Here is a 26,507-nt window from a genome sequence, read left to right on the forward strand (position 1 = left end):
AAAGCCGTAGGTCAAACGGAGGAGGCGCTTACTGCTGCACCGTGTCGCTGACCGTGTTCGTCGTGCGCTGCTGCGGCGGGTCGGGCTGCAATTGCTTCAGTTCCGCTTCCGAAATGTAGTCGAACAGCTTGACCACTTTCTGCACGCCGCCCACGCCGCGCGCCACGTCGGCCGCGACCGTGCCTTCGCGCTGGGTGACTCTGCCCATCAGGAAGACGGTGGCGTTCTCGGTGACGACCTTGAACGAGGCGGCCGAGATGGTTTTCATGTCGACCAGGCTGGCCTTGACCTTGGTGGTGATCAGCGCGTCGTTCGAGCGCGAGGTGTAGCTGGCCGGACCGGCGATGATCAATTCATTGGCCACCGATTCCACGCCCTCGATATTGCGCACTTCGCGCTCGACGGCATTTTTCATCGCTTCGTCGCGCACTTCGCCCGTCAGCAGGACGCGGCGGTTGAAGCTGGTGACGTTCACATGGCCCACGTCGCCGGTGATGGAGGGGATGCGCGACTCGCCTTTGAGGGCGATCGACTTGTCTTCGGTCTGGGCGCCCAGGGTGCGGCGGTCCGCTGCGGCCACGCCGCCCATCACCGCGCCGCCGACCATCAATTCGATGCAGCCGGTGAGCGAGGTGAGCATGGCGCCGCACAGCAGTGCGGTGGCCAGCGGGCGTTGTACGCGTTTCCAGCCTGGGCCAGTACCGAATTTAGTCATTCACGTCTCCTCCGAATAGCGCGACGTCGATGCCGTCGCAGATGCAATGTATGGTGGTCAGATGGACTTCCTGGATGCGCGCCGTGCGCTCGGCCGGCACGCAGATATGCACGTCGGCGTCCGTCAGCATCTTGCCGATGGCGCCGCCGTCCTTGCCCGTCAGCGCCACGACGCGCATTTCGCGCTCGAGCGCCGCTTCCACGGCCGCCATCACATTGGCCGAATTGCCCGACGTGGAGATGGCCAGCAAGATGTCGCCGGCCTGGCCGAAGGCCTGCACCTGCTTCGAGAAAATCTCGCGGTAGCTGTAGTCGTTCGCCACGGCCGTCAGGATCGACGTATCCGTCGTCAGCGCCAAGGCCGGCAGCGGAAAGCGTTCGCGTTCGAAGCGCCCGACCAGTTCGGCTGCGAAATGCTGGCAGTCGGCGGCGGAACCGCCGTTGCCGCAGGCGAGGATCTTGTTGCCGTTGGACAATGCATAAAACATCAGGTCGATCGCCTGCGCAATCGGTTGCGCCAGTACGGTGGCGGCCTGGATCTTGAGTTCGGCACTTTCGTGGAAGTGCGAGAGGATGCGTTGATTATTCATAGTCTGCCGATTATAGTGCAGGCGCGCGGCATGGCGGACAAGCACTGTTAAAAATGCTTACATATCGAGGATGTTCTTCAGCCAGCTGATGCGTCCGCCATCGATGGCCAGCGCGTTGAAGCGGCACGGCGGCATGTTTTTTTGCCTCAGCAGCCAGGTTTGCGCCGCCATCACCATGCGCCGCTGCTTGGCTGGCGTGATGCTGGCCAGGGCGCCGCCGAAGGCCGCACTGCTGCGCAGCCGCACTTCGACGAAGACGACCGAGGCGCCATCGCGCATGATCAGGTCCAGCTCGCCGCCCTTGCACAGATAGTTGCGTTCTAGCAGTACCAGGCCTTGCAGCAGCAGATACGCGAGCGCATCGTCTTCCCCTTGCCGTCCCCGTGCCTGTTTATTCTGGAAAGGCAGGGGTGGCATGGCGAGTCCTTATTGGGCCGGCGGCACAGAGACAGGCACCGGCGCCGGCGCGGCCGGCGGCCAGGTGCCCAGCACGCCCTGCTGGTAGGTGGCGGCTTGCTCCGTGCGTTCGAACACGCTTTGATTATCCTCAAAGCGCACGGCCAGGCGACCCGTCACGCCATCGAGGGTAAATGGCGCGTTCGGCCGCAGCGCCACTTCGCGCGCCACGCGGAAGGCATCGATGCCCAGCGCGTACAGGCGTTCCATGTCGGCCGTCAGCCGGCGTTCGGCAGGTTGCTCGGGCTGTGGATACACCATCACTTGCGGATGGTCGCGCTGCACCTGCCATGGCAAGTCCAGCAGGCGCGCACCGTCGAGCTCAGGTCCGCTGGCGCCGCGTCCCGTGCCGGGATTCAGGGATGAGGTGCCATACAGCGGTAAATCGCTGCCGATGGCCACGCGCAGCTGGCGCGCCTGGTCGGCGTCGAGCGCGGCAAACAGCAGACCCGGCGGCGTGGCGGCCAGGCGCGCGCGCAGCTGCACCAGCTCGGCATCGCTCAGGTAGCCATTCGTCGCCGTCAAGTCCATCGTCTCGATCTTGCCGCCCTGGCGCAGCCATTCCTGCTTGAAGGCGGCGCTGATGCGGCGCTGCGAGGGCGAGCCGGCCGACAGGACCAGCGCGCTGGCGCCCGGCTGTTCGCTGGCGGCCCAGGCGGCAACCTGGCGCGCTTCCGCCTCAATCGACAGGCCCATCACCAGCAGCTTGGCCGGCAGACGCGCTTCGCCGCGGTTGTCCGGGTGGTTCAGGGCGATCGTTGGTTTGCGCACCAGATCGCTGTTCGCCACGGCCGTGACGGCCGAGCGCGACAAAGGCCCGACGACGATGTCCTGTTCTTCTTGCGCTTGCGCAAACTTGTTCAGCACGTCGCTGCTGCCGTCGCCCGTATCGATCACCGTCACTTCAAAGCCGCTGCGGTCGCGCTCGTAGGCGGCCATGAAGCCGGCGCGCAGCAGTTCGGCGGCCGGTCCCAGGGACGCCGAGCGCAGCGGCAGCAGCAGGCCGATGTGGTGGACCTTGCCGTCGGACGGCGCCGGCGCCGTGGCGGCCGGCATGTCGAGTGGCGTGCCGGTGGCCGGCTTGGTGGTGATGGGCGCCAGCGGCGCGCCGTTGCCGTCATACGCGGTAATATCGGGCACGGCCACGGCAAACGTCACCGGTTCGGGCGCGGGAGGCTTGGGCGGCACGGGCAGTGGCAGCGGCTTCGGAGGCGGCAGCGCCCTTGTGTTAGATTCAATAGGCGCGCACAATTGCCCGGGCGCGTCGCAAGGCGTGCTGCAAGCGCTCAGCATGCCGGTCGCGGCACAAACAAGCAGTAACTTCACACTATTAGCAAGCATTTAACCTCCAAAATGACCGTACAAGAAATCAGTTCCATCGCCAGCCTGCCCATCATGACAGAGGCGGCGCACCAGGTCTATCCTATCGCAACATTGTATATAGTGGCCACGCCGATCGGCAATGTGACCGATATCAGCCTGCGCGCGCTGCATCTGCTGAGCCTTGCCGACGCCGTCGCCTGTGAAGATACGCGCAACACGGCGCACCTGCTGACGCGCTTTGGCTTGAACAAGCCTCTGATTGCGGCGCATCAGCATAATGAACGCGAAGTGGCGCAGACCCTGATTGCCCGCCTGCACGCCGGCGAGCGCATCGCCCTCGTGTCCGACGCGGGCACGCCCGCCGTGTCCGACCCCGGCGCGCGCATCGTCGACGCCGTGCGCGCGGCCGGCCTGCGCGTGCTGCCCCTGCCCGGCCCGTCGGCGGCGATTACCGCCATTTCCGCCAGCGGCCTGTTGAATGACCAGTTTTACTTTGTCGGCTTCCTGCCGGCGAAAGCCAAGCAGCGCGAAAACATGCTGCACAGCCTGCGCGGCGTGACGGCGACCATGGTGTTTTATGAGGCGCCGCACCGCATCCTCGACTGCGCCACGGCCCTGGTGGAAGCGTTCGAGCCGACGCGCCAGGTGGTGTTCGCGCGCGAATTGACGAAACTGTTCGAGGAAATCCACCGCTGCCCCCTGTCCGAAGCGGAGGCGTGGATACGCGCCGATGCGCACCGCGAAAAGGGCGAGTTCGTCGTCCTGCTGGAAGGCGCCACGCAAGCGCAGGACGCGGAAGACGTGGAAGCGGAGCGCATCCTGAACATTTTATTGGCCGAGTGCAGCGTCAAGCAGGCGGCGAACTTGACGGCGCAGATCACGGGGCGCAAGAAGAATGCCCTGTATGAAAGGGCGTTGCAGTTGAAGGGGCAGGAATAAAGAAGAAGTCAGGCTGGTGGCCTGACATCGAGCGCTAGCGCTGCTGCGAGCAGCAGCTCCACGTGTTCAATCAGCTCATCGACAAAGCCTGCCGTGACATCGAGCTCGCCTTCGTATTCGGCCAGGTTGCGCTTCTTGTGCGCCTGGCTTAATAGTAGCCACTGCTGTGGCGTGAAACCCAAGGTGTGTTCCAGACTCTGGAAAACGAGATAGCGGTTGTCGCTGCGATAACCATGTTGGCGCAGCGCAGACAAGGCGGCCGCATGCGCCGCGTTATACGCCAGGTCGAAGCGGCTTTCCAGCGACAGTATCACCTGTCTGGCGTCACGCAGGCGCACGGTGGCCGAGCGCAGCAAGCCGGCCCGTTCGCGTGCGTCGGGTGGCTCAGCCTTGAGCTGGCCGATGCGCGCCAGATTCGCCAGCGCTTGCGAGCTTGATGAATTCATCGTCGCCCCCTTTGACAAAAATCTTGGGCTGTTCGAGGATGCGCACGACGAACGACTTGCCCTCGTCTATTCTCTGCCGCCATTCTTCTGGCGTGTACAAGGTCGGGTTGATGCTGCGCCCCAGTTGCTGCTGCACTGGCTGCAAGGCCGTCAGTAACTGGGCGTTTGATGCCATGCTGCCGATCACCATCAGGTCGATATCGCTGTGCGCCTGTTCCGTGCCCTTGGCCATGGAACCATACACGAAAGCCAAGTCGATTTCCTGCCAGTGCGACTGCAGCGCAACGCGCAGCACATCGGCCACGCCGAAGGTTTTCAGTACGATGCTGCGCAGCTCGTCGAATATCGGCGCATCGTGATTCGCCTGGTAATGCTTCTGGTTGCCCACCTTTTTCACCGTGACCAGGGCCGATTTCACCAGCTTGGTCAGCTCGCGTTGCACTGCACCCGAACCGATGGCCGCGAAGGCGATGATTTCATTCGCATAGAAAGAGCGTTGCGCCTGGCCAAAGAGCAAGGCCAGCACGCGTTGCTGTGTCTTGGAAAACAATGTGTCTGCATAGATACCCATATTGGGTATGTTAGTACCCAATATGGGTATAGTCAATCTTCTTCACCACTTGCAGCCGCTATCCTTCTTGTCCAGCAACATCATCACGGGCGCCAGCAAGCCTGCGCCTGAGTAGGCAGTGCGGCAGTCGCCGCGCTTGCCTTGCGCGATGTCGCGCGCCAGCTGGGTTTCCGTTTGCAGCGGCTTGTCGGGGATTTGCCCCACGGCCGTACCCACCTTGGACGGGTCGCGCTCGCCGGCCATCTTGCGCGCCGTCCTTCTGGCCGCGTCCATGTCGAACTTTGGCGTCTCTTGCGTGATGGTATCGGCGCTGGCCGCTGGCGTGGCCGGTGATGCCGGCACCACCGTGATGGCTTGCGGGCTCGATGCTGGCGCCGTGGCGGCCGGCGGCGTTTCCCGGACAGTGGCGAGTTTAGGCTTACTGATGGGCTTGGGTTCGCGCTTCGGCTTGGCGACTTCGACGGGCGGCGGGGGCGGGGGAGGCTTGGCGGCCAGCGGACGTATCCACACGGCGATCGATTCCACGCGCGGGGCCGTGTCCATCCGCGCGGCCGGCTGCACGTGGCGCCACAGAGTGATCAAGGCGCCATGCAGCAGCAAGGACACGGCGATGCCCAGCACGATGCCGCGGCGGTTCGGCATGGGCCGGCCACCGTCGTTTCTTTCTATCCTGAACTCCATTGCCGTTGTCGCCTTCATGTCTGATCGGGAAAACTTGCCAAGCCAGTGTCGCATACTTCAATCGTTTTGAAAAATACATGGGTTCCAGTGCCGCCCGTAAATAATTTACATAGAGTTTCACCTGACCCTTGACCGAAGTCGATACGGCCTGTATTATCTTGGTCTTCGGAGTGTGGCGCAGCCCGGTAGCGCACCTGGTTTGGGACCAGGGGGTCCAAGGTTCGAATCCTTGTACTCCGACCAAATTTGTAGAAAAAAACTCAAGAGTTTCGGCTCTTGGGTTTTTTTTCGTCTGTACAGTTCACGTCGGTCGGGGTAGGTCGGGTTAGCGCGCAGCGCGTAACCCGACAACACCGCAATGCCAACAATATTGTCGGATTACGCGTGGCGTTGCCACGCTAATCCGACCTACCTCAAACAGCGGCGCGTTTCGCCGCGATGGCGTTGCCCGCCCGGCTGGAACCCTTGCGTCCCAGTTGCTGCGAGATGAACTGGCCCGCGTCGACCACCAGGTCGAGGTCGATGCCGGTGGCAATCCCCAGCCCTTGCATCATGTACAGCACGTCTTCGGTCGCCACGTTGCCAGTGGCACCCTTGGCGTAGGGGCAGCCGCCCAGGCCCGAGACGGACGAGTGATAAATCGCGATGCCCGTTTCCAGGCTGGCGTAGATATTCGCCAGCGCCTGGCCGTAGGTATCGTGGAAGTGGCCGGACAGGCCGCCTACGTGGAAGGCGGCAATGGCGCGCTCCATCACCGCCTGCGTTTTGCGCGGCGTGGCCACGCCGATGGTGTCGGCGATGTCGATCTCGTCGCAACCGAGGTCGCGCATGCGGCCCACCACGTCGGCCACGGCGTCGAGCGGCACGTCTCCCTGGTAGGGGCAGCCGAAGGCGCAGCTGATGCTGCCGCGCAGGCGTAGGCCGTGCTGTTTGGCCGCCTTCGCCACGCCTTCGAAGCGGGCGATCGATTCGGCGATCGAGCAGTTGATGTTCTTTTGCGAGAAGGCCTCCGACGCGGAACCGAAGATCACCACTTCATCGGCCTTCGCCGCCAGTGCCGCCTCGAAACCCTGCATGTTCGGCGTCAGCGCGGAATAAATCGTGCCGGGGCGGCGTGCGATCTTGTCCATCACTTCCGCGCTGGTGGCCATCTGCGGCACCCATTTCGGCGACACGAACGACGCTGCTTCGATGTTGGCGAAGCCGGCCAGGGTCAGGCGGTCTACCAGCTCGATCTTGACGGCGGCGCTGATGGTTTCCTTCTCGTTTTGCAGGCCGTCGCGCGGACCCACTTCGACGATCTTGACCTGCTTGGGCAAACTAGCTTGAGCATTCATTTCAATATCCTTGCAAACGGTTGACGATGCCGGCGACGACTTCTCCGGCTTGCAGGCGGTGCATCTTGGCGGCGATCTGCGCCACGCTTTCGCGGCGCAGGGTGGCCGCCGAAATATGCGGCGTGATGGTGATGCGGGGTTCTTGCCAGAACGGGTGCTGCTGCGGCAGCGGCTCGTTGCGGAACACGTCGAGCGTGGCGCCGGCGATATGCCCCGAGCGGATCAAGGTCAATAAATCCGGTTCGGCGATATGTGCGCCGCGCGCCACGTTGATGATGTAGGCGCCCGGCAGCAGCATCGACAGGCGGGCGCGGTCGAGCAGGTTGTGCGTGTCCGGCGTGAGCGGCAGCATGCATACCAGTACGCGCGTGCCGCGCAAAAATGCTTCCAGCCCCTCTTCGCCCGCGTAGCATTGCACGCCATCTGCGTGTTTTGGGCTGCGGCTCCATCCCCGCAGCGGGAATTCGAACTGCGCCAGCGCTTGCAGCACGCGCGTGCCCAGCACGCCCATGCCCAGCACACCGACGGGGAAATCCGCCTTGTCGAAGGCAGGCAGCGGCTGCCAGGTGCCGGCGCGGCCCTGCGCCTCGTAGTCGTCGAAGCGGCGGAAGTGGCGCAGCACGGCGTGGCTCACATATTCGGCCATCTGCACGCCCATGCCCGCGTCGTCCAGACGCACCAGCGGCACCTGGGCGGGCAGCGCCTCGCCGAATTTCAACAGGGCGTCGACGCCGGCGCCCGTGTTGAAGATGGCTTTGACGTTGGCCAGCTCGGGCAGCATGGCGGCGGGCGGCTGCCACACGACGGCGTAGTCGCACGGCGCGCACGTGTCGCCTTCGCGCCAGAAGATAATGTCGGCCTCGGGCAGCAAGTCGCGCAAGTCGCTGATCCACGCCGCTTCCTTGCCATCCGAACGTTGTAACAGGATGCGCATGTGCTTACCTCTATGCGGCGGCCTTGAAGGCCAGCAGCGGCGCGCCATCGGCCACCTGGTCGCCGACGGCGTACAGCACGTCTTCCACCAGGCCGTCGTGCGGCGCGGCGATCGTGTGCTCCATCTTCATCGCTTCCATGATGACCAACGGCTCGCCCTTTTTGACGTCCTGGCCCTTGTTCACCAGTACGGCGACGACCTTGCCCGGCATCGGCGCCGTCAAGCGGCCGCCTTCCGCTTCCACCTCGCCCGCATGCGCCATCGGATCGTTGTAATGCAGTGTGTAGTGCAAGCCATTGTTAAACACGTGGAACTGTTCTCCATCGCGCAGCACCGTGCCATGCACGGCACGCTCGCCCAGTTTGATGTGCAGCTCGTTGCCTGTGTGCGCCGTCAGGGTGAGGGCTTGGCCGTTGAACAGCCAGCCATCCGTCTTGTAGGCAACGCGCGCCGTATAGGCCTTGCCCTCGCCGGCCAAGGTGAATTCATCGGCGAACGACAGGCTGCGGCCCAGGGTGCTGTTCAGACGCCAGCCCAGGGCATTGCCCCACGGGTCGGCGCGCTGCAGCGATTGCGCTTCGGCGGCCGCTTTTTCTTCCAGCAGCAGGGCGACGGAGGCCAGCGCCAGGGCCGTGTCGGGCGCCGCCTGCAGGGCGGGGAACAGCGACGCCTGATTGCGCTCGATGAGGCCCGTATCGAGATCGGCAGAGCTGAATGCCTGGCCTTCGACCAGGCGTTTCAAAAAGGCGATATTGCTGGCCAGGCCGACGATCTGGTAATCGGCCAGCGCCTGCGCCATGCGTGCCAGCGCTACGCGGCGGTCCGCGCCCCAGACGATCAGCTTGGCGATCATCGGGTCGTAGAATGGTGAAATGGCGTCGCCCTCGCGCACGCCCGAATCGATGCGCACGGCGGCCGGAACTACCGTGCCACCGAGTTCGAACGTGACGGCCGATGGCGACTGCATGTGGCGCAGGGTGCCGATCGACGGCAGGAAGCCCTTCTCCGGATTTTCCGCGTAGATGCGCGCCTCGATGGCGTGGCCGTGGATCGCCAGTTCGCTTTGTTTTTTCGGCAGCGGTTCGCCAAAGGCGACGCGCAACTGCCATTCCACCAGGTCGGTGCCGGTGATCATTTCCGTCACCGGATGCTCGACCTGCAGGCGCGTGTTCATCTCCATGAAGTAGAACGAACCATCCTGGTTGGCGATGAATTCCACCGTGCCCGCGCCGACGTAGCCGACGGCCTTGGCGGCGGCAACGGCCGCCTCGCCCATGGCTGCGCGTCGGTCGGCTGGCATGCCCGGCGCCGGCGCTTCTTCCAGCACCTTTTGGTGACGGCGCTGCACCGAGCAATCGCGCTCGAACAGGTAGATGCAGTTGCCCAGGGTATCGGCGAACACCTGGATTTCGATATGCCGCGGACGCGACAGGTATTTTTCGGCCAGCACCTTGTCGTCGCCGAAAGAGCTGATCGCTTCGCGCTTGCACGAGGCCAGCGCGGCCTTGAAATCATCGGAATGCTCGATGACTCTCATGCCCTTGCCGCCACCGCCAGCGGACGCCTTCAGCAGCACGGGGTAACCGATCTTGTCGGCTTGCGTGTGCAGGAAGTCCGCATCCTGTTCCTCGCCATGGTAGCCGGGCACCAGCGGCACATTCGCCTTTTCCATCAGCGATTTGGCGGCCGACTTCGAGCCCATGGCGCGCATGGCCGATGCCGGCGGGCCGATGAAGACCAGGCCCGCAGCGTGGCAGGCGTCGGCAAAGTCGGCGTTCTCGGACAGGAAACCATAGCCTGGGTGGATCGCCTGCGCACCTGTCGCCAGCGCCACGGCGATGATCTTGTCGCCGCACAGATAGCTTTCCTTGGCCGGCGCGGGGCCGATCAAGACGGCTTCGTCGCACACGGCGACGTGCTTGGCGTTGGCGTCCGCTTCCGAATACACGGCGACGGTCTGGATACCCATGCGGCGCGCGGTAGCGGCGACACGGCAAGCGATTTCGCCGCGGTTGGCGATCAGGATTTTAGTGAACATGGTCTCTCTCTATTCTCTCAAAAAGGGGCAGCTGTCTCTTGGCGGACCTTGTCTGCTGGTTTGTCGGTTTACGCGCTACGCGCTAAACCGACCTACGCATGGTGAGGCTGGATATCGTAGGTCGGGTTAGCCGGCACGGCGTAACCCGACAAGGCTGTCATCAGCAGCCGCACTTCTCTTTCTGTACCGATTCGAGCATGGCGCCGCGCGTCTGCAAGCCCAGTTTGCCGAGCAAGACGCGGTCGTCTTCCGCTTCCGGGTTGTCGGTGGTGAGCAGCTTGTCGCCGTAGAAGATCGAGTTGGCGCCAGCCAGGAAGCACATCGCTTGCACGGCTTCGCCCATCTGGCGGCGGCCCGCCGACAAACGCACGCGCGCTTTCGGCATGGTGATGCGTGCGACGGCAATCGTGCGCACGAATTCGAATGGATCCAGCGCTTCCAGGCCAAACAAAGGCGTGCCTTCCACCTGTACCAGGTGGTTGACGGGCACCGATTCCGGATACGGATTCAGGTTCGCCAGTTGGGCGATCAGGCCCGCGCGTTGCAGACGCGTCTCGCCCATGCCGACGATGCCGCCGCAGCACACTTTCAAGCCAGCTTCGCGCACGCGGCCCAAAGTATCGAGGCGGTCCTGGTATTCACGCGTGGAGATGACGTTGTCGTAGAACTCGGGCGCCGTGTCGAGGTTGTGGTTATAGAAATCCAGGCCCGCGTTTTTCAGGCGGTCCGCTTGTCCCTCTTCCAGCATGCCCAGGGTGGCGCAGGTTTCCAGGCCCAGCGCTTTGACTTTGCTGACCATTTCTTCGACCTTGTCCATGTCGCGGTCTTTCGGGCCGCGCCAGGCGGCGCCCATGCAGAAGCGCGTGGCGCCGTTGGCTTTCGCCTGGCGGGCCGCGTCGAGCACCGTGTCGATGTCGAGGATTTTTTTCGCTTCCACGCCCGTGTCGTAGCGGGCCGCCTGCGGGCAGTAGCCGCAGTCTTCCTCGCAGCCGCCCGTCTTGATCGACAACAGGGTCGCCAGTTCCACGTCGCCGTCGGGGAAGTTGATGCGGTGGGTTTGCTGGGCCTTGAACATCAGGTCATTGAATGGCAGGTCGAACAGGGCCAGTACATCATCGATGGGCCAGGTGGCCGCTTCTGGCAGGGTGATGCGCGCCGCAGGGCGGTGCAGTTCGACGGTTTTTGCTGCTTCTTGGACTACGGACATGGTGATTCCTTCGCTTCTATTTTTGAGTTCGTTCAGTTATTTGGGTGCTGCGCCGGCCAGTTGGGCAAGCCGGTGAAATCGAGATAGGACGCCGCCGCTTGTGCGCTCGGTTGCGCCAGGCGCGGTACCCTGCCCAGCAGCGGCGCCGGGATGCGCTCGATCAGCGCATCGATATTTTCATCGAGGAAGCGCATTTCCACTTCCAGGGTGTTGGCGACCCAGCCGATCACCGTCAAGCCGCGCGCTTCGATGGCTTCCACCGTCAGCAAGGCCTGGCTGATGCAGCCCAGACGCATGCCGACCACGAGGATCACGGGCAGATCGAGCTGCTGCGCCAGGTCGGCCGAATCAAAGCCGGGCGACAGCGGCACGCGGAAACCGCCCACGCCTTCGACCACGACGGCGTCCGAGGCGGCGGCGATTTCCAGGTAGGCGGCCAGGATCGGCACGGATTCAATGCTCACGCCTTCAAGCGCGGCGGCGATGTGCGGCGCCGCCGCTTCCTTCAGCATATAGGGCGTCGTCAGACTGCGCAGCATGGTGACGTTGCCGGCGGCGATCAGGCTGTCGGCGTCTTCATTATGCAGTTCGCCGTCGCGCATTTCGGCGCCGGCGGCCACTGGCTTCATGCCGCAGGCGCGCACGCCGCGCGCGACCAGCGCGTGCAGCAGGGCCGACGAGGTCAGGGTCTTGCCGATTTCCGTGTCGGTGCCGGTGACGAAACAGGCAAAGCGCGATGGCAGGCCGGTGGCCGCCGGCGCCGCTTGCACGGCCGGCGCCAGGTCCGCCAGCACGTCCGCCACGATAGGATCATCAAGGCTCATGGCGATTCCTTTCCAGGGTGTTGACTGCGTTGATCAATTGGGCCACTTCCTGCGCCGTGTGGCCGGCCGACAGGGTCACGCGCAGGCGCGCCGACCCGGCTGGCACGGTGGGCGGGCGGATGGCGCCGACCCACAGGCCCTGTTGGTACAGTTGCGCGGCGACGGCCAGCATGTCCGCATTCTCGCCGATGATGACGGGCTGGATGGCGCTCAATGACGGCAAGGCTTGCCAGCGCTGCAGCTGCAGGCCTTCATTCCATTGCGCCACCAGCGCCGCCAGGTGGGCGCGGCGTTGTTTTCCTTCGTCCCCGGCGATGATGTCCAGGCTGGCCAGCAGTGCATGCGCGAGCGCGGGCGCTGCCGCCGTCGTGAAGATGTAGGGGCGCGCCTTCTGGATCAGGGTGTCGATCACGGCTTCGTGCGCGCACACAAAGGCGCCGCCCACGCCGGCCGATTTGCCCAGGGTGCCCACGTATACGAGGTAGGGCGAATGCAGGTCGAAATGTTCGAGCGCGCCACGGCCATTGGCTCCCAGCGCGCCGAAGCCGTGCGCGTCGTCGACCACCAGCCAGGCGCCGTATTGTTCGCACAGGGCCAGCAGCGCGGGCAGCGGCGCCAGGTCGCCATCCATGCTGAAGACGCTGTCGGTGACGACGATTTTCGTCTGTGCCGTGCTGGCCGCCAGCAGGCCCGCCAGGGCCTCGAGGTCGGCGTGCGGATACACGCGGGTTTTCACGCGGGCCAGGCGCGTGCCGTCGATCAGCGAAGCGTGGTTCAGCGCTTCCGAAAAAATCTCGGTATCCGGATCGCCCGCCGACAAGGCGGTCAGCACGGCCAGGTTGGCCATGTAACCGGTGCAAAAATACAGGGCGCGCGCCTGTTCCAGGTTGGCGCCCACGAAATCTGCCAGGCGCTCTTCCAGCTGCGCGTGGGCGCGACTATGGCCACTGATCAGGTGCGAAGCGCCGCTGCCGGCGCCATACAGGTCGGCGCCTTCTTTCAGCGCTTCCACGATGCGCGGGTGCGCGGCCAGGCCCAGGTAGTCATTGCTGCAAAAGGCCAGCATGGCGCGGCCATCGACCGTCAGGCGTGGCGCGCACGGCGTGTCGACGGTGCGGCGGCGGCGGATCAGGCTGTGCTCTTCCAGCCCCTGCAACTGCTGCTTCAAGCGCGCGATCAGTTCCATCTCAGGCTCCGATCACTTTGTTGAAGACGGCCAGCGTCTGCTGGCCCAGGCCCGCGATTTCTTCGTCGTCGAGGATGTACGGCGGCATCAGGTAGACGGTGGAACCGATGGGGCGCATCAACAGTTCATGTTCCAGCCCCGTGCTGAAGAAACGGCGCGAAAAATCGGGCGCCGCGTCCACCGCATCGAAGGCCCAGATCATGCCCTGCTGACGGAAGTGTTTTACGCGCTCGTGCTGCGCCAGCGGCGCCAGGGCTTGCGTGATTTTTTCGGCGCGCACGCGGTTGGCCGCCAGCACATCGTCTTCCTCGAAAATTGACAAGGTCGCCAGCGCCGCGCGGCAGGCCAGCGGATTGCCCGTGTACGAGTGCGAATGCAAGAAGCCGCGGCGCACGTCGGTGCTGTAGAACGCCTGGTAGATGTCTTCGCGCGTCATCACCAGGGACAAAGGCAAATAGCCGCCGCTGATGCCTTTGGAGAGGCAGACGAAATCGGGCCAGATACCGGCCTGCTCGCACGCAAAGAAGGTTCCTGTGCGGCCGCAGCCGACGGCGATTTCATCGAGGATCAAATGGACTTGATAACGGTCGCACAGGGCGCGCACCAACGACAAATACAGCGGGTCGTGCATGGCCATGCCGGTGGCGCACTGCACCAGCGGCTCGATGATGATGGCGGCGATCTTGTCGGCTTTTTGCTGGAACAGCTGTTCTACCTCAAAGGCCGCGCGGCGTGCCACGTCCCCGGCGGACTCTCCTTCGTCCGCCTGGCGGAAGTCGGGAGACATCACCGTCTGCGTGGCGCGCAGCAGGGGGCCGTAGGCATCCTTGAACAGGGCGACATCGGTGACGGCCAGGGCGCCGATGGTTTCGCCGTGGTAGCTGCCCTTTAGGCAGACGAATTCCTGTTTTTCACTCTTGCCGCTGTTGCGCCAGGCGTGAAAACTCATTTTCAGGGCGATTTCCACGGCCGACGCCCCATCGGACGCGTAAAAGCTGTGGCCAAGCACGCCACCGGTGAGCGCAGAGAGCTTTTCCGACAGTTCGATCACCGGCTCATGCGTAAAGCCGGCCAGCATGGCGTGCTCCAGGCGGTCCAATTGATCCTTGAGTTCCGCATTGATGCGCGGATTCGCATGGCCGAACAGGTTCACCCACCAGGAGCTGATGGCGTCCAGGTAGCGTCGGCCTTCGTGGTCATACAGCCAGGCGCCGCGACCATGGCTGACGGGGATGAGCGGTACAGTCTCGTGGTGCTGCATTTGCGTGCACGGATGCCACACGCTGCGCAGACTGCGTTCGACCCAGCCCGATTGTTTTTCTGCTTTCAACACTGCTCCAATGATATTTTTAATCCATGCGCTAACCCATAAGCCAGCTCGGCTTGCGCTTGTCGAGGAACGACTGCACGCCTTCGCGTCCCTGTTCCGATGCGCGGATCTGCGCGATGCGCTCGGCGGTGTCCGCCAGCAGCGCATCGTTGACCGGCAAGCCGACGATCTCGCGCACCAGCGTTTTCGCTTGCGCCACGGCGTGCGGGCTGTTGCCCGTCAGCGCTTTGAGCACCTCCGCCGTTTTCGCGTCCAGCGCACTTGCTTCGACTACCTCGTGGGCAAAGCCGATGCGCAGCGCTTCCTGGGCGGAGAATCGCTCCGCGGTCAGGAAATAGCGGCGTGCCGCGTTTTCGCCCATGGCCTTGATGACATACGGTGAAATAGTGGCCGGGATCAGTCCCAGCCGCACTTCGCTCAGGCAGAAATGCACGTCTTCCGCAACCAGAATGATATCGCATGCGGCGACGAGGCCCATGCCGCCCGCATAGCAGTCGCCCTGGATCTTCGCCACGACGGGCTTGGGACACAGGTAAATCGTGCGCAGCATCTGCGCCAGCTGCAGCGCGTCGGCCTGGTTTTCGGCATGCGTGTAGCCTGCCATCTTCTTCATCCAGTTCAGGTCCGCGCCGGCGCAAAAGGCCGCGCCATTCGCCGCCAGCACGATGGCGCGCACCATGTCGCTGCGTCCCAGTCCCTCGAAGGCGCGCGCCAGTTCGGCGATCGTCGTCTCGTTGAAGGCGTTGCGCACGTCGGGACGGTTCAGGGTCACGGTGGCGACATTGCCCTCGATGACCAGCTTTAAGGTTTCAAATTCCATGGTTTTTTCCCCTTACATGCGGAATACGCCGAACTTCGTATCCGGGATTTCCGCGTTGAGCGCGGCCGACAGGCCCAGACCCAGCACCATGCGGGTGTCGGCCGGGTCGATCACGCCGTCGTCCCACAGGCGCGCGGTGGCATAGTATGGGTGGCCCTGGTGTTCGTATTGATCCTTGATCGGCTGCTTGAAGGCCGCTTCCTCGTCCGCGCTCCACTGCCCGCCCTTGCCCTCGATGCCGTCGCGCTTGACGGTCGCCAGCACGGACGCGGCCTGGTCGCCGCCCATGACGGAGATGCGCGCATTGGGCCACATCCACATGAAGCGGGGAGAAAACGCGCGGCCGCACATGCCGTAATTGCCGGCGCCGAAGCTGCCGCCGATGATGACCGTGAATTTCGGCACGGCGGCCGTGGCCACGGCCGTCACCATCTTGGCGCCATTGCGGGCGATGCCTTCGTTTTCGTATTTGCGGCCGACCATGAAGCCCGTGATATTTTGCAGGAACACCAGCGGGATCTTGCGCTGGCAGCACAATTCGATGAAATGCGTGCCTTTCAGCGCCGATTCGGAGAACAGAATGCCGTTGTTGGCGATGATGCCGACTTTGACGCCATAGATGTGCGCAAAGCCGCAGATCAGGGTGGTGCCGTAGCGGGCCTTGAATTCGTCGAAATCGCTGCCGTCGACGATGCGCGCGATCACCTCCCTCACGTCGAACGGCTTGCGCGTATCGACGGGGATCACGCCATACAGTTCCTGCGTCGGGTATTTCGGTTCGACGGATGCGCGCAAGGCCATCTGCTGCGGTTTTTGACGGTTCAGATTCGAGACGATGGTGCGTGCCAGCGACAGCGCATGCAGATCGTTTTGCGCCAGGTGGTCGACCACGCCGGACAAGCGCGTGTGCACGTCGCCGCCGCCCAGGTCTTCTGCCGTCACCACTTCTCCGGTGGCAGCTTTGACCAGCGGCGGGCCGCCGAGGAAAATCGTGCCCTGCTCCTTGACGATGATCGATTCATCGCTCATGGCCGGCACGTAGGCGCCGCCGGCCGTGCAAGAGCCCATCACGACGGCGATCTGCGGGATGCCCTTGGCCGACAGGTTCGCCTGGTTGTAGAAGATGCGGCCGAAATGGTCGCGGTCGGGGAAGACGTCGTCCTGGTTCGGCAGATTGGCGCCGCCCGAATCGACCAGGTAAATGCACGGCAGGTTGTTCTGGTCGGCGATTTCCTGGGCGCGCAAGTGCTTTTTCACCGTCATCGGGTAATACGTGCCGCCCTTGACGGTAGCGTCGTTACACACGATGACGCATTCCTGACCCGAGACGCGGCCGATGCCGGTGATGATGCCGGCGGAAGGGGCCGCATCGACGCCCTTGGCGTCCTGGTACATGGCGTAGGCCGCCATCTGGGAAAACTCGAGGAAAGGCGTGCCGGGATCGAGCAGCATCTGGACTCTGTCGCGCGGCAGCAGTTTGCCGCGCGCCAGGTGCTTGGCGGCCGCCGCTTCGCCGCCGCCAGCCGCGATCTTTTCCACCTTGTCGCGCAAATCGTCGACGATGGCTTGCATGGCCGCGGCATTGGCCTTGAAATCTTCACTGCGCGGATTGAGTTTGCTTTCGATGTGCGGCATTGCGGTTCCTTTTTATGATCGCCCGGTCTCTCGGGTCGCGCTATTCGGGAAAACTGCCGTCGAGATAAAACCAGCGCAGGGCACCGCCGTCACCAGCTTCACGCACGAAGCGGCTTACTTCATGCAGGCGGTGCGCGCGGCCGTTGACCTTGTAGCGGGCCACGAATTCGACGCTGTCGCGGTGTATCTCTTCGGCTTGATCTGCTGATACTGCTTTACGTTGACGTAAACGTAAAGCAGATTTTACCTCAAGTCCCAGCCAGTGGACTTTTTCTTCTTCGGCAAATAAAGCGTCGGTGGGACGGGTGCTGGCATGCCAGGTGGCAAGCAGATACGGCTCGTCGCGCAAGGTGAACGCCGTGTAGCGCGAGCGCATCAGCGTTTCGGCTGTGGGCGGCAAGGCGCCGCCCGCGATATACGGGCCGCAGCAGCTGGCGTAGGAGGCGCCGCCACAGGGGCAGGCGGCAGATGTCGGGAGTGTGGGCATGCGCTGGAAAATAGGGGAACTGAAAAGTTCCGCAATTATCCGCCATATCGGCAGCGGCGCGTGCGCGCCGCCTTGGCCGGCTATTTTTTCGGACTGAGGAAGGCCAGCGCGAACGGCGGAGCCTTGCCGGCCATCAGGTCGGCCAGGATGCGCGCCGTGCCGGCGGCAAAGGTAAAGCCCAGCGGGCCATGGCCCACATTGAGCCACAAGTTCGCATATTTGCTGGCACCCACCAGCGGCGCGCTGTTCGGCGTGGCGGGTCGCAGGCCGGCCCAGGCTGTGGCCTGGTCATAATCGGCGCCGTGCGGCATGGCTTCGCGCGCCAGCCGCGTCAGGCCGGCGATGCGGTTCCAATCGATGCTGTTGTCGGCACCTACCATGTCGACCATGGCGGCCACGCGCAGGTCGCCGCCGATGCGCGCATACAGCACCTTGCGTTCGAAATCCGTGATGCTGATCTCGGGCGCCCGGTGCTGGGCGTGGATGGGCGCCGTCAGGCTGTAGCCTTTCAGCGGGTACAGGGGCAGGTAAATGCCCGCCGTGGCGGCCAGGTCGCGGCTCTGGATGCCCGCCGCCAGCACATAGTGATCTGCCTGCAACAGGCCCAGGCTGGTGTCGACGCCCGTGATCCTGCCCTTGTGCGTGACGAGGCGGCGCGCCTCGCCTTTTAATATGAGCGAACAATTCGGATGCTGCAGCAGGCGGGCTTCCAGCGCCAGGCAAAAGGCGTGGCAATCGGCCACCGCTTCGCCGGGCGTAAAAATGCCGCCCGCCAGGGAACCCTGCAAGGCGGCCAGCGCCGGTTCGCGCTGTACCGCCTCCGTCGACGACAGGACGCTGCGCGCCTCTTCCGATTCGGGCCGCGCCACGGCCCGCTGAAAAATCGCCGGCGAGCGGTAGACGATGAGTTTACCCGCATCGCGGCGGGCATACGCTTGCGGCGGCACGGCCAGTTCCAGCTGGGCCATGCCGGCGCGGCTCAGTTCGCCTAATTCCAGCAGCTTGGCCGTCGTGCGGGCATTGCTGGCGCTGTTGCAATTGCGCAGGAAACTGGCCATCCAGCGCCACTGGCGCCAGTCGGCCTCGGGGCGGAAGCGCAGCGGGCCATCTTTCTGCAGCAGCCATTGCAGGGCTTTGAAGGGCACGCCCGCGTCCGCCAGCGGTGCCACATAGCGATAACTGAGCTGGCCGCCATTGCGGTAGCTGGCGGCGATTGCCACCTGTTCATTGCGTTCCAGTACCGTGACCTTGTAGCCGGCCTCGGCCAGCCACCAGGCCGATGTCAGACCGACGACGCCGCCGCCGATGATGATGACGTGTTGCTGCATGTTGCCTCGCTGCGTTGCGCTCCCATGGTGCGGGAGCATTCGGGAAGAGCTTAGAGGCTGGCCGCCAAGGCAGCCAATGAAACATCATGGTGCAGCCATAACTTTCAGGAATGCACCATTTCAAGGCAAGGATGGATGGTTGTCCATCGCACCACCTTAGAGTGCGGTGAGGATCAATTCCTCGCTGCGCAGCCAGCATAGGGCTGGATGGTTTCCTACGCCAATGAAAATTGCTTATTTATCTACAATGCAAAGCTATACGTACGGTAAAACATCGTTTTTTTAAGTGTATAACCGTTATTTATGGTCATTTTCCATTTATTCATGGGTGGACGGGCTACGCGCAGGCGCCATCGCTATTACACTAGGAGGACAAGGAGAACTGTATGAGCCAGACCAGCGTAGAACTCAAGGTCGATTTAAATGACAATTCGCCTTTATATATGCAGATCGCCCGCAAGCTGAGCGATGACGTACGCAACGGCCGCTACCAAGTAGACCAGGCCCTGCCATCCGAACGTACCCTGTCCGAACTGCTCGACGTATCGCGCGTGACTGCCCGCAAGGCCATCGACCAGCTCGTCGAGCAAGGCCTCGTCGTGCGCCGCCGTGGTTCGGGCAACTATATTGCCCCGCGCATCGAGCAGCCGCTGTCGAACCTGTCGAGCTTTTCCGAGCAGTTGCAGCAGCGCGGCTACCGTCCCGGCTCGCGCTGGCTCAAGCGCGAAGTCGTCATCGCCAGCAGCGATGAACAGCTGAGCTTGGGCCTGGCGCAGAACACGAAGGTGGCGCGCCTCGAGCGCTTGCGCCTGGCTGACGATGTCGTGATGGCGTATGAGGTCAGCGTGCTGCCTTTCAGCGTGGTGCCGGATCCGGCCGCCATGGGCGACTCGCTGTATGAATACTTGAGCAGCATCAAGAAGGCCCCCGTGCGCGCCTTGCAGCACATCCGCGCCATGAATGCGACGGACGTGCTGGCCAAGCAACTGGGCATCCCCGATGGCCAGGCCGTGCTGTTCATCACGCGCATCGCCTACCTGGAGACGGGCGAAGCGGTGGAACTGACGCATTCGTATTGCCGCAGCGATCATTACGATTTTGTGGCGGAAATGCGCCGCGCTCCATAAATCTACTGTTCGAGCAGGCGGATCATGGATTCGGCCACGCCGACGGACGACTCCCAGCTCATGCCGGTCACCAGCCGGCCATCGACCTCGACGTGGCTCTGTCCGTTGGCGCCGTGCCTGAAGATGCCGCCATGGCGCTTGATGCTGGCTTCCGCCGAAAAGGGATAAGCCTTGTATACCGGTGATTCCTTGTTGAGATACGCGTCGGGGAAGGAGGTGAGCGTCTTGCCCTGGATCAGGAAAGTACCGTCGCTGAGCTTCAGATTCTTGATGCCCTCGGTGCCATGGCAGATGGCCGCGATCACCCCGCCCTGTTGTTCGTAGATACGCAAGGCGATGTCCTGCAGCGGCTTGTTGTCCGGGATGCCGACGATGGCCGCGCCGCCGCCGACGAACGCCATGCCTGCATATTCGTCCGCCCTGACCTCGGCGACGGGCCTGGTATGGGCCAGTGCCCACATGAAATCACTGTCGTACAGATACTTCTTGAGCAGCGCGTCCGACGTGACGATCATTTCCAGGGGAATGGCGCCTCCCTCGGGACTGACGAAGTCGACCGCGTACCCTGCTTTGCGAAAGACATCATAGGTATAGGCAAGCTCGGGAAAATTATTGCCAGCGTTGATTTTTGTGCCTGGATATTCATGCACATTCGACACGACCAGCAGCACCTTGCGTGCGTGGCGCGGGGCTGCCGGCTCGCGATCGGCCGACTTGCTGACGATCTTCCAGTTGCCGGCGATCTTTTTCAACAGAAAGACATCCACATAGCGCACCCCTTGCTGGGGAATGTGGATCTCGGCCTTGGCGGTGGCCACCTTGCCGCTCACCTCCACCTTGATCAGCCGCCCGTGGCGTCCATTGAATTGCCCTTTTTTCTCCTCGCTAAAGAGTTTGGCGTATTCCGGACCGCTCAACTGCCATTCCGTATTATCTTTGCCGTCCAGGTACAGGCGTGAATTTGCATGGAAGGCCTGCTTGATCTCTTCCTGCACGTTGAAGCTGGTGCCATGCAAATACAAGCGCACGGTTTCCCGGATGGCATGTTCGTCCTGGTCCGCGGTGGCGGCGGTGCCGACGGCGGTGATGCTTAGCAAGCAACAGGCGAGTATCGTTCGCAATAAAAACTGAATCATGGATTTACCCTGCATGTAGAACTGCGTTTATCGGAGCAACGACTATTTCAGATCGCTGGTGGTCGATAAGTTATCGAAATGCTGGGGAATTGATGTCGCCAAACAGGATGTCAGACTCCGGAATGGCGATTCCGGAGCGGTTTTACGCGGAAATGGCCCCGGCCGCCTGGCTGGATTGGGCGCGGAAGCTGGCGGGCGTCTGCCCTGCAACTTTCTTGAAGGTGGAGTAGAACGTGGAACTGGAATTGAACCCGCAGCGCTCGGCGACGATATCCATATTCAGTTGCGGCTCGCCGGTCAATACCTGTTTTGCTTCGGCGATACGGTATTCGTTGACGTAGGTAGTGAAGCTCTTGCCCAGCTTGTCATTGAGTACCTGCGACACTTGCGCCTGCGTGCATCCCGCCCGCTTGGCCAGTTGGGCCAAAGTCAGATTCGGGTTCAGATAGGATTGTTGCCCGCTCATCTGTTGTTCCAGCGCAGCGAGCACGGCAAGCGCATCGTCTTGCGCCAGGCGGCTATGCTGGTATTTCTGCTTTGGCTCGGCAGGCGTCAAGCTTTCCTTTCTCAGCAAAAAGAGCATGAACGCGACATGCAGCGAGAAGGTGAACGACAAGGCGCCGACAATATAGGACGTGAACGGCGTGCTCGTGTACGCCGCCAGCATGACACAGCTGCCTGCAAAGACGCTCAGCAGGAGCACGCTGCTGGTCGCCATCCGCTGTCCGTCATTCCACCACGTGCGGCGGCTGTGCCAGAGCAGCCTGGCGCTCGCCAGCAGGTAGCCTAGCCAGAACACATGAATCGCATGGCTCGACAAGTTCCACACAGAACGATACGCCGAATACGGAAAAGCAACGCCTATGCCAATGATCAGGAAGGACAGGCCCAGATGCCAGCGCCATTGTTGTCCGGCAGGCAGTTGCGCGCGTCCGGCCAGAAAAGCGCGCACATACAGATAGGTCAAGGGACCGATCAGCAGGCAGGCCGACAGGCCCAACTGGCGGAACTCGATGGCGATCGCAGGGTTGAAGTAGAGAAAGGCGGATTTGGCGGTGCGCACCCCGACGGCCAGCAGCAACGCACCGAGCATGCAGTCGGCCAGGCAGCGAGGCCGGCGGCTGAAAAAATAGATGGCCAGGAAAATGCCGTTGATGGCGCCGAGGGCGCTAAACAGGAACAGCAATTGGCGAGCGATCATGGGGCGTGTCGTGTATGTTGGCGTCGAACCCAAGTATAGACACAAACGCGGGCGTATCGAAGTACAACTAATACACCACGTTCCTGCATCAGGCATAAACGCCCGTTATGCCCGCCCGTCATCCTTTCATGGCTGATCTTGCTCGTTGGTATTAAACTGGTTTCACCTTCAACCATGTTCTGAAATCATGTTGAAAACTGAAACCCCGAGCCGGCGGCATCCGGATCTGGACCTGTATCCGGTGGAGCAACTGGTGGCAGCGCTGGTCGATGACCAGTTCTGGGCTGTCGAGGCCGTGCGGCTGGCGTCGCCCGACATCGCCGCCGCCATCACGGCCGCCCTGCCCCGCATCGCCGCCGGTGGCCGCCTGCTGTATGTGGGCGCGGGAACGTCCGGCCGCCTGGGCGTACTCGACAGCGTTGAACTCAATCCCACGTTTTCCTGGCCACCGGAACGGGCCGTCGCCATCCTGGCCGGCGGCGCGGGCGCCATGTTTACGGCCGTCGAAGGCGCGGAAGATGATTTATCGCAAGGTGAGAAGGATTTGCTAGCCCTGCAGCCGCAGGTCAATGACGTGGTGATCTTGCTGGCCGCCTCCGGCGCCACGCCGTACGTGCTGGGCGCCTTGCTGGCCGCGCGCCAGGCGGGTGCCTTGACGATAGGCATCGCCAACAATGTGGATGCCCCCGTGGCGCACGAGGCGCAATGCGGCATCGTGCTCGACACGGGTATGGAAGTCATTTCCGGCAGCACGCGTTTGAAGGCGGGCACGGCGCAAAAAATCACCCTGAACACGATTTCCAGCGCGCTGATGGTGGGTTTGCATAAAACTTACGGAAACTTGATGGTAGACTTGAAGCCGACCAACGCCAAACTGATCTGGCGGGCGGTGCGTCTGACCATGCACGCCACGGGCGCCAGCGAAGTGCAGGCCAGGACCGTGCTGGAGCAATGCCACTATCACGTCAAGGTGGCGATTGTTGCCTTGATCAAAAAAATCAACACAAACCAGGCACAGGCATTGTTGGCCGGCGCGGACGGCAGTGTGCGGGCGGCACTGGCGGCGTGATCCGATGGCGCGGCATTCTTCTGTCTGGGAGACAAAGAAGGATGTATGGAGCTAGTGAAACAAACCGCCCCGGCGCGCGCGAATACGCCGTCAAATAAGCCGTGGCTGTGGATCCCTTCCCTGTATTTCGGCCAGGGCATCCCCTATGTAGTGGTCATGACCTTGTCCGTGATCATGTACAAGAACTACGGTTTCAGTAATACCGATATCGCGCTGTACACCAGCTGGTTGTACTTGCCGTGGGTCATCAAGCCCCTGTGGTCGCCCTTCATCGATATGTACCGCACCAAGCGCTTCTGGATCGTCGGCTTGCAGCTGGTGATCGGCGCCGCGCTGGCGCTGGTGGCCCTGACGACCTCCCTGCCGCACTTTTTCCAGATCAGCCTGGCCATCTTCTGGCTGATGGCCTTCAGTTCCGCCACGCATGATATTGCCGCCGACGGCTTTTATATGCTGGGCCTGGAAGAGCACCAGCAAGCGGCCTTCGTCGGCGTGCGCAGCACCTTTTACCGCCTGGCGATGATCGCCGGTCAGGGCGGCCTCGTGTACCTGGCCGGCTATCTGACGCATGCGACGGGCAATGTGCAGCTGGCCTGGTCCGTCGTGTTTGCCATTCTGGCGGGCCTGTTCATCGCCCTCTTCCTGTATCACTATTTTGTCTTGCCGAAACCCAAGGATGACCGCCCCAGCATCCAGGGCGCCGGTGTTTCTCCGTTGCAGGAATTCGTCGCCACCTTTGCTGCCTTTTTCAAGAAGAAGGATATTGTCGTCATCCTCGGCTTTTTGCTGCTGTTCCGCCTCGGCGAAGCGCAACTGCTTAAATTGGCCGCGCCCTTCCTGCTCGACCCCGTCGCCAAGGGCGGCCTGGGCCTCAGCACGGAACAGGTGGGCCTCGTCTATGGCACCGTCGGCGTGATCGCCCTGACCCTCGGCGGCTTGCTGGGCGGATTCATCATTTCCCGCTTCGGCTTGAAACGCTGTTTGTGGATCATGGTGCTGTCCGTGCACCTGCCCGACCTGGTCTTTGTCTACCTGGCCACCGCCTTGCCCAGCAGCATCTATGTGATCGCCGGGGGTATTGCGCTGGAGCAATTTGGCTATGGCTTCGGTTTCGCTTCTTATATGTTGTACATGATCATGGTCTCCGATGGCGCGCATAAAACGGCCCATTACGCCATTTGCACGGGTTTCATGGCCTTGGGCATGATGTTGCCCGGCATGGCCAGCGGCTGGATACAGCAAATGCTCGGCTACCAGCATTTCTTCATCTGGGTCTGCATCGCCACCATTCCTGCTTTCATCATGGCCGCGCTGGTCAAGATCGATCCCGAATTCGGCAAGAAGGCCGAGGCCTGATTCTTTTGAACTGTGCGCCCGCATGGATGGCGGGCGCACAGTAAAATGCCCGCACCGATAGACCTGCGCTTCACCACTGCAAGGAATTGTTTTGTTGTCTACTTTCAAAAAACGCCTGGGCGCCAGCGCCGGCGTATTAGCCGCGCTGGCCACCGCCACATTGCTCAGCAGCTGTACCAGCACCAAGCTGCCGTCCGCAGTGACGCCGGGCGAGGCGGGTTTGCCGGCCGTGCCGCCCGTGCAGCACATCACGGGCGAAGTGCCGCCGCCGGCGCCGCGCGAGTTTCGCGCCGCCTGGGTCTCGACGGTCGCCAATATCGACTGGCCCAGCCGCAGCAATTTGCCTGTCGCCAAGCAGCAAGCGGAAGCGCTGGCCATCCTCGACCGCGCCAAGTCCTTGAATCTGAACGCGATTGTGCTGCAGGTACGCCCCAGCGCCGACACGATTTACCCGTCGCAGCTGGAGCCATGGTCAGAATACCTGACGGGCAAGCAAGGCCAGCCGCCATTGCCCATGTATGACCCGCTGGCTTTCTGGGTGACGCAGGCGCATGCACGGGGACTGGAATTGCATGCCTGGTTCAATCCCTACCGGGCTCGCCATGCCACGGCCAAGTCGCCGCTGGCACGCGACAGTTTCGCGTCCACCAACCCGGCGTCCGTCAAGCAATACGGACGCTATCTGTGGATGGACCCGGGCGACGCCGCCGCCTCCAAGCACACGACGGACGTGGTGCTCGACGTGGTGCGCCGCTACGATATCGATGGCGTGCACATCGACGATTACTTTTATCCGTATCCAATCGATGCGCCTGGCGCCGGCGCCGGTGCGGAAACAGCCGCGCTGGACGCGGGCAATAACGGTGCCAAGCGCGAACTGCCGTTTCCCGATGAGCCTTCCTGGCAGCAATATCTGCTGGCCGGTGGCCAGCTTGACCGCCCGTCCTGGCGCCGCCAGAACGTCAACCAGCTGATCGAAGCCTTGTATACCGGCATCCACCGCGAAAAGAGCTGGGTGCGCTTCGGCATCAGCCCATTCGGCATCGGCCGTCCGGACCGCCGCCCTGCCGGCATCGTCGGCTTCAGCCAGTACGATAAACTGTATGCGGATGCGGAACTGTGGCTGGCCAAGGGCTGGCTCGACTATCTGTCACCGCAGCTGTACTGGCCCGTGGCGCAGGCGCCGCAAGCGTTTGGCGTGCTGCTCGACTACTGGCTGGCGCAAAATCCGTATGGCCGCCACGTGTGGCCAGGCCTGTACACGAGCCGCATCGACAATTCCGCCAAGTCCTTCACGCCGCAAGAGATCATCAAGCAAGTCGAAGTGACGCGCACGCGCCCTGGCGCGAATGGCCAGGTGCATTTCAGTATGGTGCCCCTGATGCAGAACCGCAAGGGTGTCAGCGACCAGCTCAAGGCGAGCGTGTATCAAAGCCCTGCCCTGATTCCCGCCACGCCATGGCTGGGCAAGGAAGCACCGGGCACGCCCGTGCTGGCCTTGCGCCGCGATTCCAGCAGCCTCAACATCAAATTGACGGCGGGCGGCGGCAAAGCCGTGGCGCAATACGCCGTCTGGGCCCGCTATGGCGAAGACTGGCGTTTTACCGTGGTCACGGGCGTGCAAGGCGAGCTGACCCTGGTCGACGATGCCACCGGTAAAGTCAATGCGGTGGTGGTCAGCGCCGTGGACCGCCTCGGCAATGAAAGCCCCCGCGTTACCGTGCGCGCACCATTTACGGTCGCCGCCAAGTAATTTTGCCGGTTACCGGCAA

At 62.8% G+C, this 26,507-nt stretch carries 25 protein-coding genes and 1 tRNA gene; 6 read left to right on the forward strand and 20 right to left on the reverse strand.

The annotated features are described in order from the left end of the window. Positions 1-28: 28 nt before the first annotated feature. From ACPJXG_RS28680 to ACPJXG_RS28695, 4 genes are read right to left on the reverse strand one after another with little or no spacing between them, the layout of a single operon-like run. Entirely contained in the window at positions 29-715 is a 687-nt protein-coding gene (locus ACPJXG_RS28680) for a BON domain-containing protein (RefSeq protein ID WP_051959223.1), read from the reverse strand. Continuing rightward, positions 708-1,304 (reverse strand): phosphoheptose isomerase, encoded by a 597-nt coding sequence (locus ACPJXG_RS28685; RefSeq protein WP_034752465.1) that lies wholly within the window; start codon positions 1,302-1,304, stop codon positions 708-710. Before ACPJXG_RS28685 ends, ACPJXG_RS28680 begins: the two co-directional genes overlap by 8 nt. Before the next feature lie 57 nt (positions 1,305-1,361). After that, complete coding sequence (locus ACPJXG_RS28690; protein WP_425253014.1) at positions 1,362-1,721, reverse strand: YraN family protein; 360 nt, start codon at positions 1,719-1,721, stop codon at positions 1,362-1,364. A 9-nt stretch (positions 1,722-1,730) separates the two neighbouring features. Next, complete coding sequence (locus ACPJXG_RS28695) at positions 1,731-2,948, reverse strand: penicillin-binding protein activator (RefSeq protein WP_425253015.1); 1,218 nt, start codon at positions 2,946-2,948, stop codon at positions 1,731-1,733. A gap of 165 nt (positions 2,949-3,113) precedes the next feature. Here ACPJXG_RS28695 and rsmI point away from each other — a divergent pair, with 165 nt between their 5' ends. Then, positions 3,114-4,022 (forward strand): 16S rRNA (cytidine(1402)-2'-O)-methyltransferase, encoded by a 909-nt coding sequence (rsmI, locus tag ACPJXG_RS28700; RefSeq protein WP_070303149.1) that lies wholly within the window; start codon positions 3,114-3,116, stop codon positions 4,020-4,022. 8 nt (positions 4,023-4,030) lie between these two features. Here the strand turns inward: rsmI and ACPJXG_RS28705 are convergent, their stop codons facing one another. From ACPJXG_RS28705 to ACPJXG_RS28715, 3 genes are all read right to left on the reverse strand, one after another. Then, complete coding sequence (locus tag ACPJXG_RS28705) at positions 4,031-4,468, reverse strand: hypothetical protein (RefSeq protein ID WP_035823239.1); 438 nt, start codon at positions 4,466-4,468, stop codon at positions 4,031-4,033. After that, positions 4,407-5,018 carry a nucleotidyltransferase domain-containing protein gene (locus tag ACPJXG_RS28710; RefSeq protein WP_235211769.1) on the reverse strand — a complete coding sequence of 204 codons (612 nt, stop codon included), beginning with the start codon at positions 5,016-5,018 and terminating at the stop codon, positions 4,407-4,409. The genes ACPJXG_RS28705 and ACPJXG_RS28710 overlap by 62 nt, the downstream gene beginning before the upstream one ends. Positions 5,019-5,081: 63 nt before the next feature. Further along, on the reverse strand, positions 5,082-5,681 hold the full coding sequence (locus ACPJXG_RS28715) for a hypothetical protein (RefSeq protein ID WP_035823235.1): 600 nt from the start codon (positions 5,679-5,681) through the stop codon (positions 5,082-5,084). 205 nt (positions 5,682-5,886) lie between these two features. On the opposite strand from ACPJXG_RS28715, the gene ACPJXG_RS28720 reads away from it, so the two are divergent. After that, positions 5,887-5,963 (forward strand) — tRNA-Pro (locus ACPJXG_RS28720). Between the two features lie 170 nt (positions 5,964-6,133). Here the strand turns inward: ACPJXG_RS28720 and ACPJXG_RS28725 are convergent. From ACPJXG_RS28725 to ACPJXG_RS28775, 11 genes are all read right to left on the reverse strand, one after another. Continuing rightward, positions 6,134-7,057, reverse strand: coding sequence for a hydroxymethylglutaryl-CoA lyase (locus tag ACPJXG_RS28725; protein WP_425253016.1), 924 nt, complete (start codon positions 7,055-7,057; stop codon positions 6,134-6,136). Position 7,058: 1 nt separating this feature from the next. Then, entirely contained in the window at positions 7,059-7,991 is a 933-nt protein-coding gene (locus ACPJXG_RS28730; protein ID WP_425253017.1) for a 2-hydroxyacid dehydrogenase, read from the reverse strand. Between the two features lie 10 nt (positions 7,992-8,001). Next, a complete protein-coding gene (locus tag ACPJXG_RS28735) occupies positions 8,002-10,029 on the reverse strand; it encodes an acetyl/propionyl/methylcrotonyl-CoA carboxylase subunit alpha (RefSeq protein ID WP_425253018.1) in 2,028 nt (675 codons plus the stop codon). A gap of 160 nt (positions 10,030-10,189) precedes the next feature. After that, positions 10,190-11,236 carry a biotin synthase BioB gene (gene bioB / locus ACPJXG_RS28740; protein ID WP_046681747.1) on the reverse strand — a complete coding sequence of 349 codons (1,047 nt, stop codon included), beginning with the start codon at positions 11,234-11,236 and terminating at the stop codon, positions 10,190-10,192. 32 nt (positions 11,237-11,268) lie between these two features. Then, the gene (gene bioD, locus ACPJXG_RS28745; protein ID WP_425253019.1) at positions 11,269-12,060 is read right to left on the reverse strand and encodes a dethiobiotin synthase; all 792 of its coding nucleotides are present in this window, start codon (positions 12,058-12,060) and stop codon (positions 11,269-11,271) included. Then, complete coding sequence (gene bioF, locus ACPJXG_RS28750) at positions 12,050-13,246, reverse strand: 8-amino-7-oxononanoate synthase (protein ID WP_425253020.1); 1,197 nt, start codon at positions 13,244-13,246, stop codon at positions 12,050-12,052. Before bioF ends, bioD begins: the two co-directional genes overlap by 11 nt. 1 nt (position 13,247) lies before the next feature. After that, positions 13,248-14,576, reverse strand: coding sequence for an adenosylmethionine--8-amino-7-oxononanoate transaminase (bioA, locus tag ACPJXG_RS28755; RefSeq protein ID WP_425253021.1), 1,329 nt, complete (start codon positions 14,574-14,576; stop codon positions 13,248-13,250). Between the two features lie 31 nt (positions 14,577-14,607). Beyond that, on the reverse strand, positions 14,608-15,396 hold the full coding sequence (locus ACPJXG_RS28760; RefSeq protein WP_425253022.1) for an enoyl-CoA hydratase/isomerase family protein: 789 nt from the start codon (positions 15,394-15,396) through the stop codon (positions 14,608-14,610). Positions 15,397-15,408: 12 nt separating this feature from the next. Further along, the gene (locus ACPJXG_RS28765; protein ID WP_425253023.1) at positions 15,409-17,031 is read right to left on the reverse strand and encodes a carboxyl transferase domain-containing protein; all 1,623 of its coding nucleotides are present in this window, start codon (positions 17,029-17,031) and stop codon (positions 15,409-15,411) included. Between the two features lie 40 nt (positions 17,032-17,071). Then, on the reverse strand, positions 17,072-17,518 hold the full coding sequence (locus tag ACPJXG_RS28770; protein ID WP_425253024.1) for a YchJ family protein: 447 nt from the start codon (positions 17,516-17,518) through the stop codon (positions 17,072-17,074). Positions 17,519-17,598: 80 nt separating this feature from the next. Then, positions 17,599-18,885 (reverse strand): D-amino acid dehydrogenase, encoded by a 1,287-nt coding sequence (locus ACPJXG_RS28775; protein WP_425253025.1) that lies wholly within the window; start codon positions 18,883-18,885, stop codon positions 17,599-17,601. A 347-nt stretch (positions 18,886-19,232) separates the two neighbouring features. Between ACPJXG_RS28775 and ACPJXG_RS28780 the strand changes: the two genes are divergently transcribed. Further along, on the forward strand, positions 19,233-19,973 hold the full coding sequence (locus ACPJXG_RS28780) for a GntR family transcriptional regulator (protein ID WP_035823211.1): 741 nt from the start codon (positions 19,233-19,235) through the stop codon (positions 19,971-19,973). 2 nt (positions 19,974-19,975) lie between these two features. Here ACPJXG_RS28780 and ACPJXG_RS28785 read toward each other — a convergent pair whose 3' ends face one another. Beyond that, entirely contained in the window at positions 19,976-21,124 is a 1,149-nt protein-coding gene (locus tag ACPJXG_RS28785; protein WP_425253026.1) for a nuclear transport factor 2 family protein, read from the reverse strand. 127 nt (positions 21,125-21,251) lie between these two features. Further along, complete coding sequence (locus ACPJXG_RS28790) at positions 21,252-22,406, reverse strand: helix-turn-helix domain-containing protein (protein ID WP_425253027.1); 1,155 nt, start codon at positions 22,404-22,406, stop codon at positions 21,252-21,254. 91 nt (positions 22,407-22,497) lie between these two features. Between ACPJXG_RS28790 and ACPJXG_RS28795 the strand changes: the two genes are divergently transcribed. From ACPJXG_RS28795 to ACPJXG_RS28805, 3 genes are all read left to right on the forward strand, one after another. Continuing rightward, the gene (locus ACPJXG_RS28795) at positions 22,498-23,379 is read left to right on the forward strand and encodes an N-acetylmuramic acid 6-phosphate etherase (RefSeq protein ID WP_035823205.1); all 882 of its coding nucleotides are present in this window, start codon (positions 22,498-22,500) and stop codon (positions 23,377-23,379) included. A 45-nt stretch (positions 23,380-23,424) separates the two neighbouring features. After that, positions 23,425-24,735, forward strand: coding sequence for an MFS transporter (locus tag ACPJXG_RS28800; protein WP_425253028.1), 1,311 nt, complete (start codon positions 23,425-23,427; stop codon positions 24,733-24,735). Positions 24,736-24,826: 91 nt separating this feature from the next. Then, positions 24,827-26,488 carry a glycoside hydrolase family 10 protein gene (locus ACPJXG_RS28805; RefSeq protein ID WP_425253029.1) on the forward strand — a complete coding sequence of 554 codons (1,662 nt, stop codon included), beginning with the start codon at positions 24,827-24,829 and terminating at the stop codon, positions 26,486-26,488. Positions 26,489-26,507 lie beyond the last annotated feature (19 nt).

Source organism: Janthinobacterium sp. NFX145, from assembly GCF_049810325.1.
GTDB classification, from domain to species: Bacteria; Pseudomonadota; Gammaproteobacteria; order Burkholderiales; family Burkholderiaceae_D; genus Janthinobacterium; species Janthinobacterium rivuli.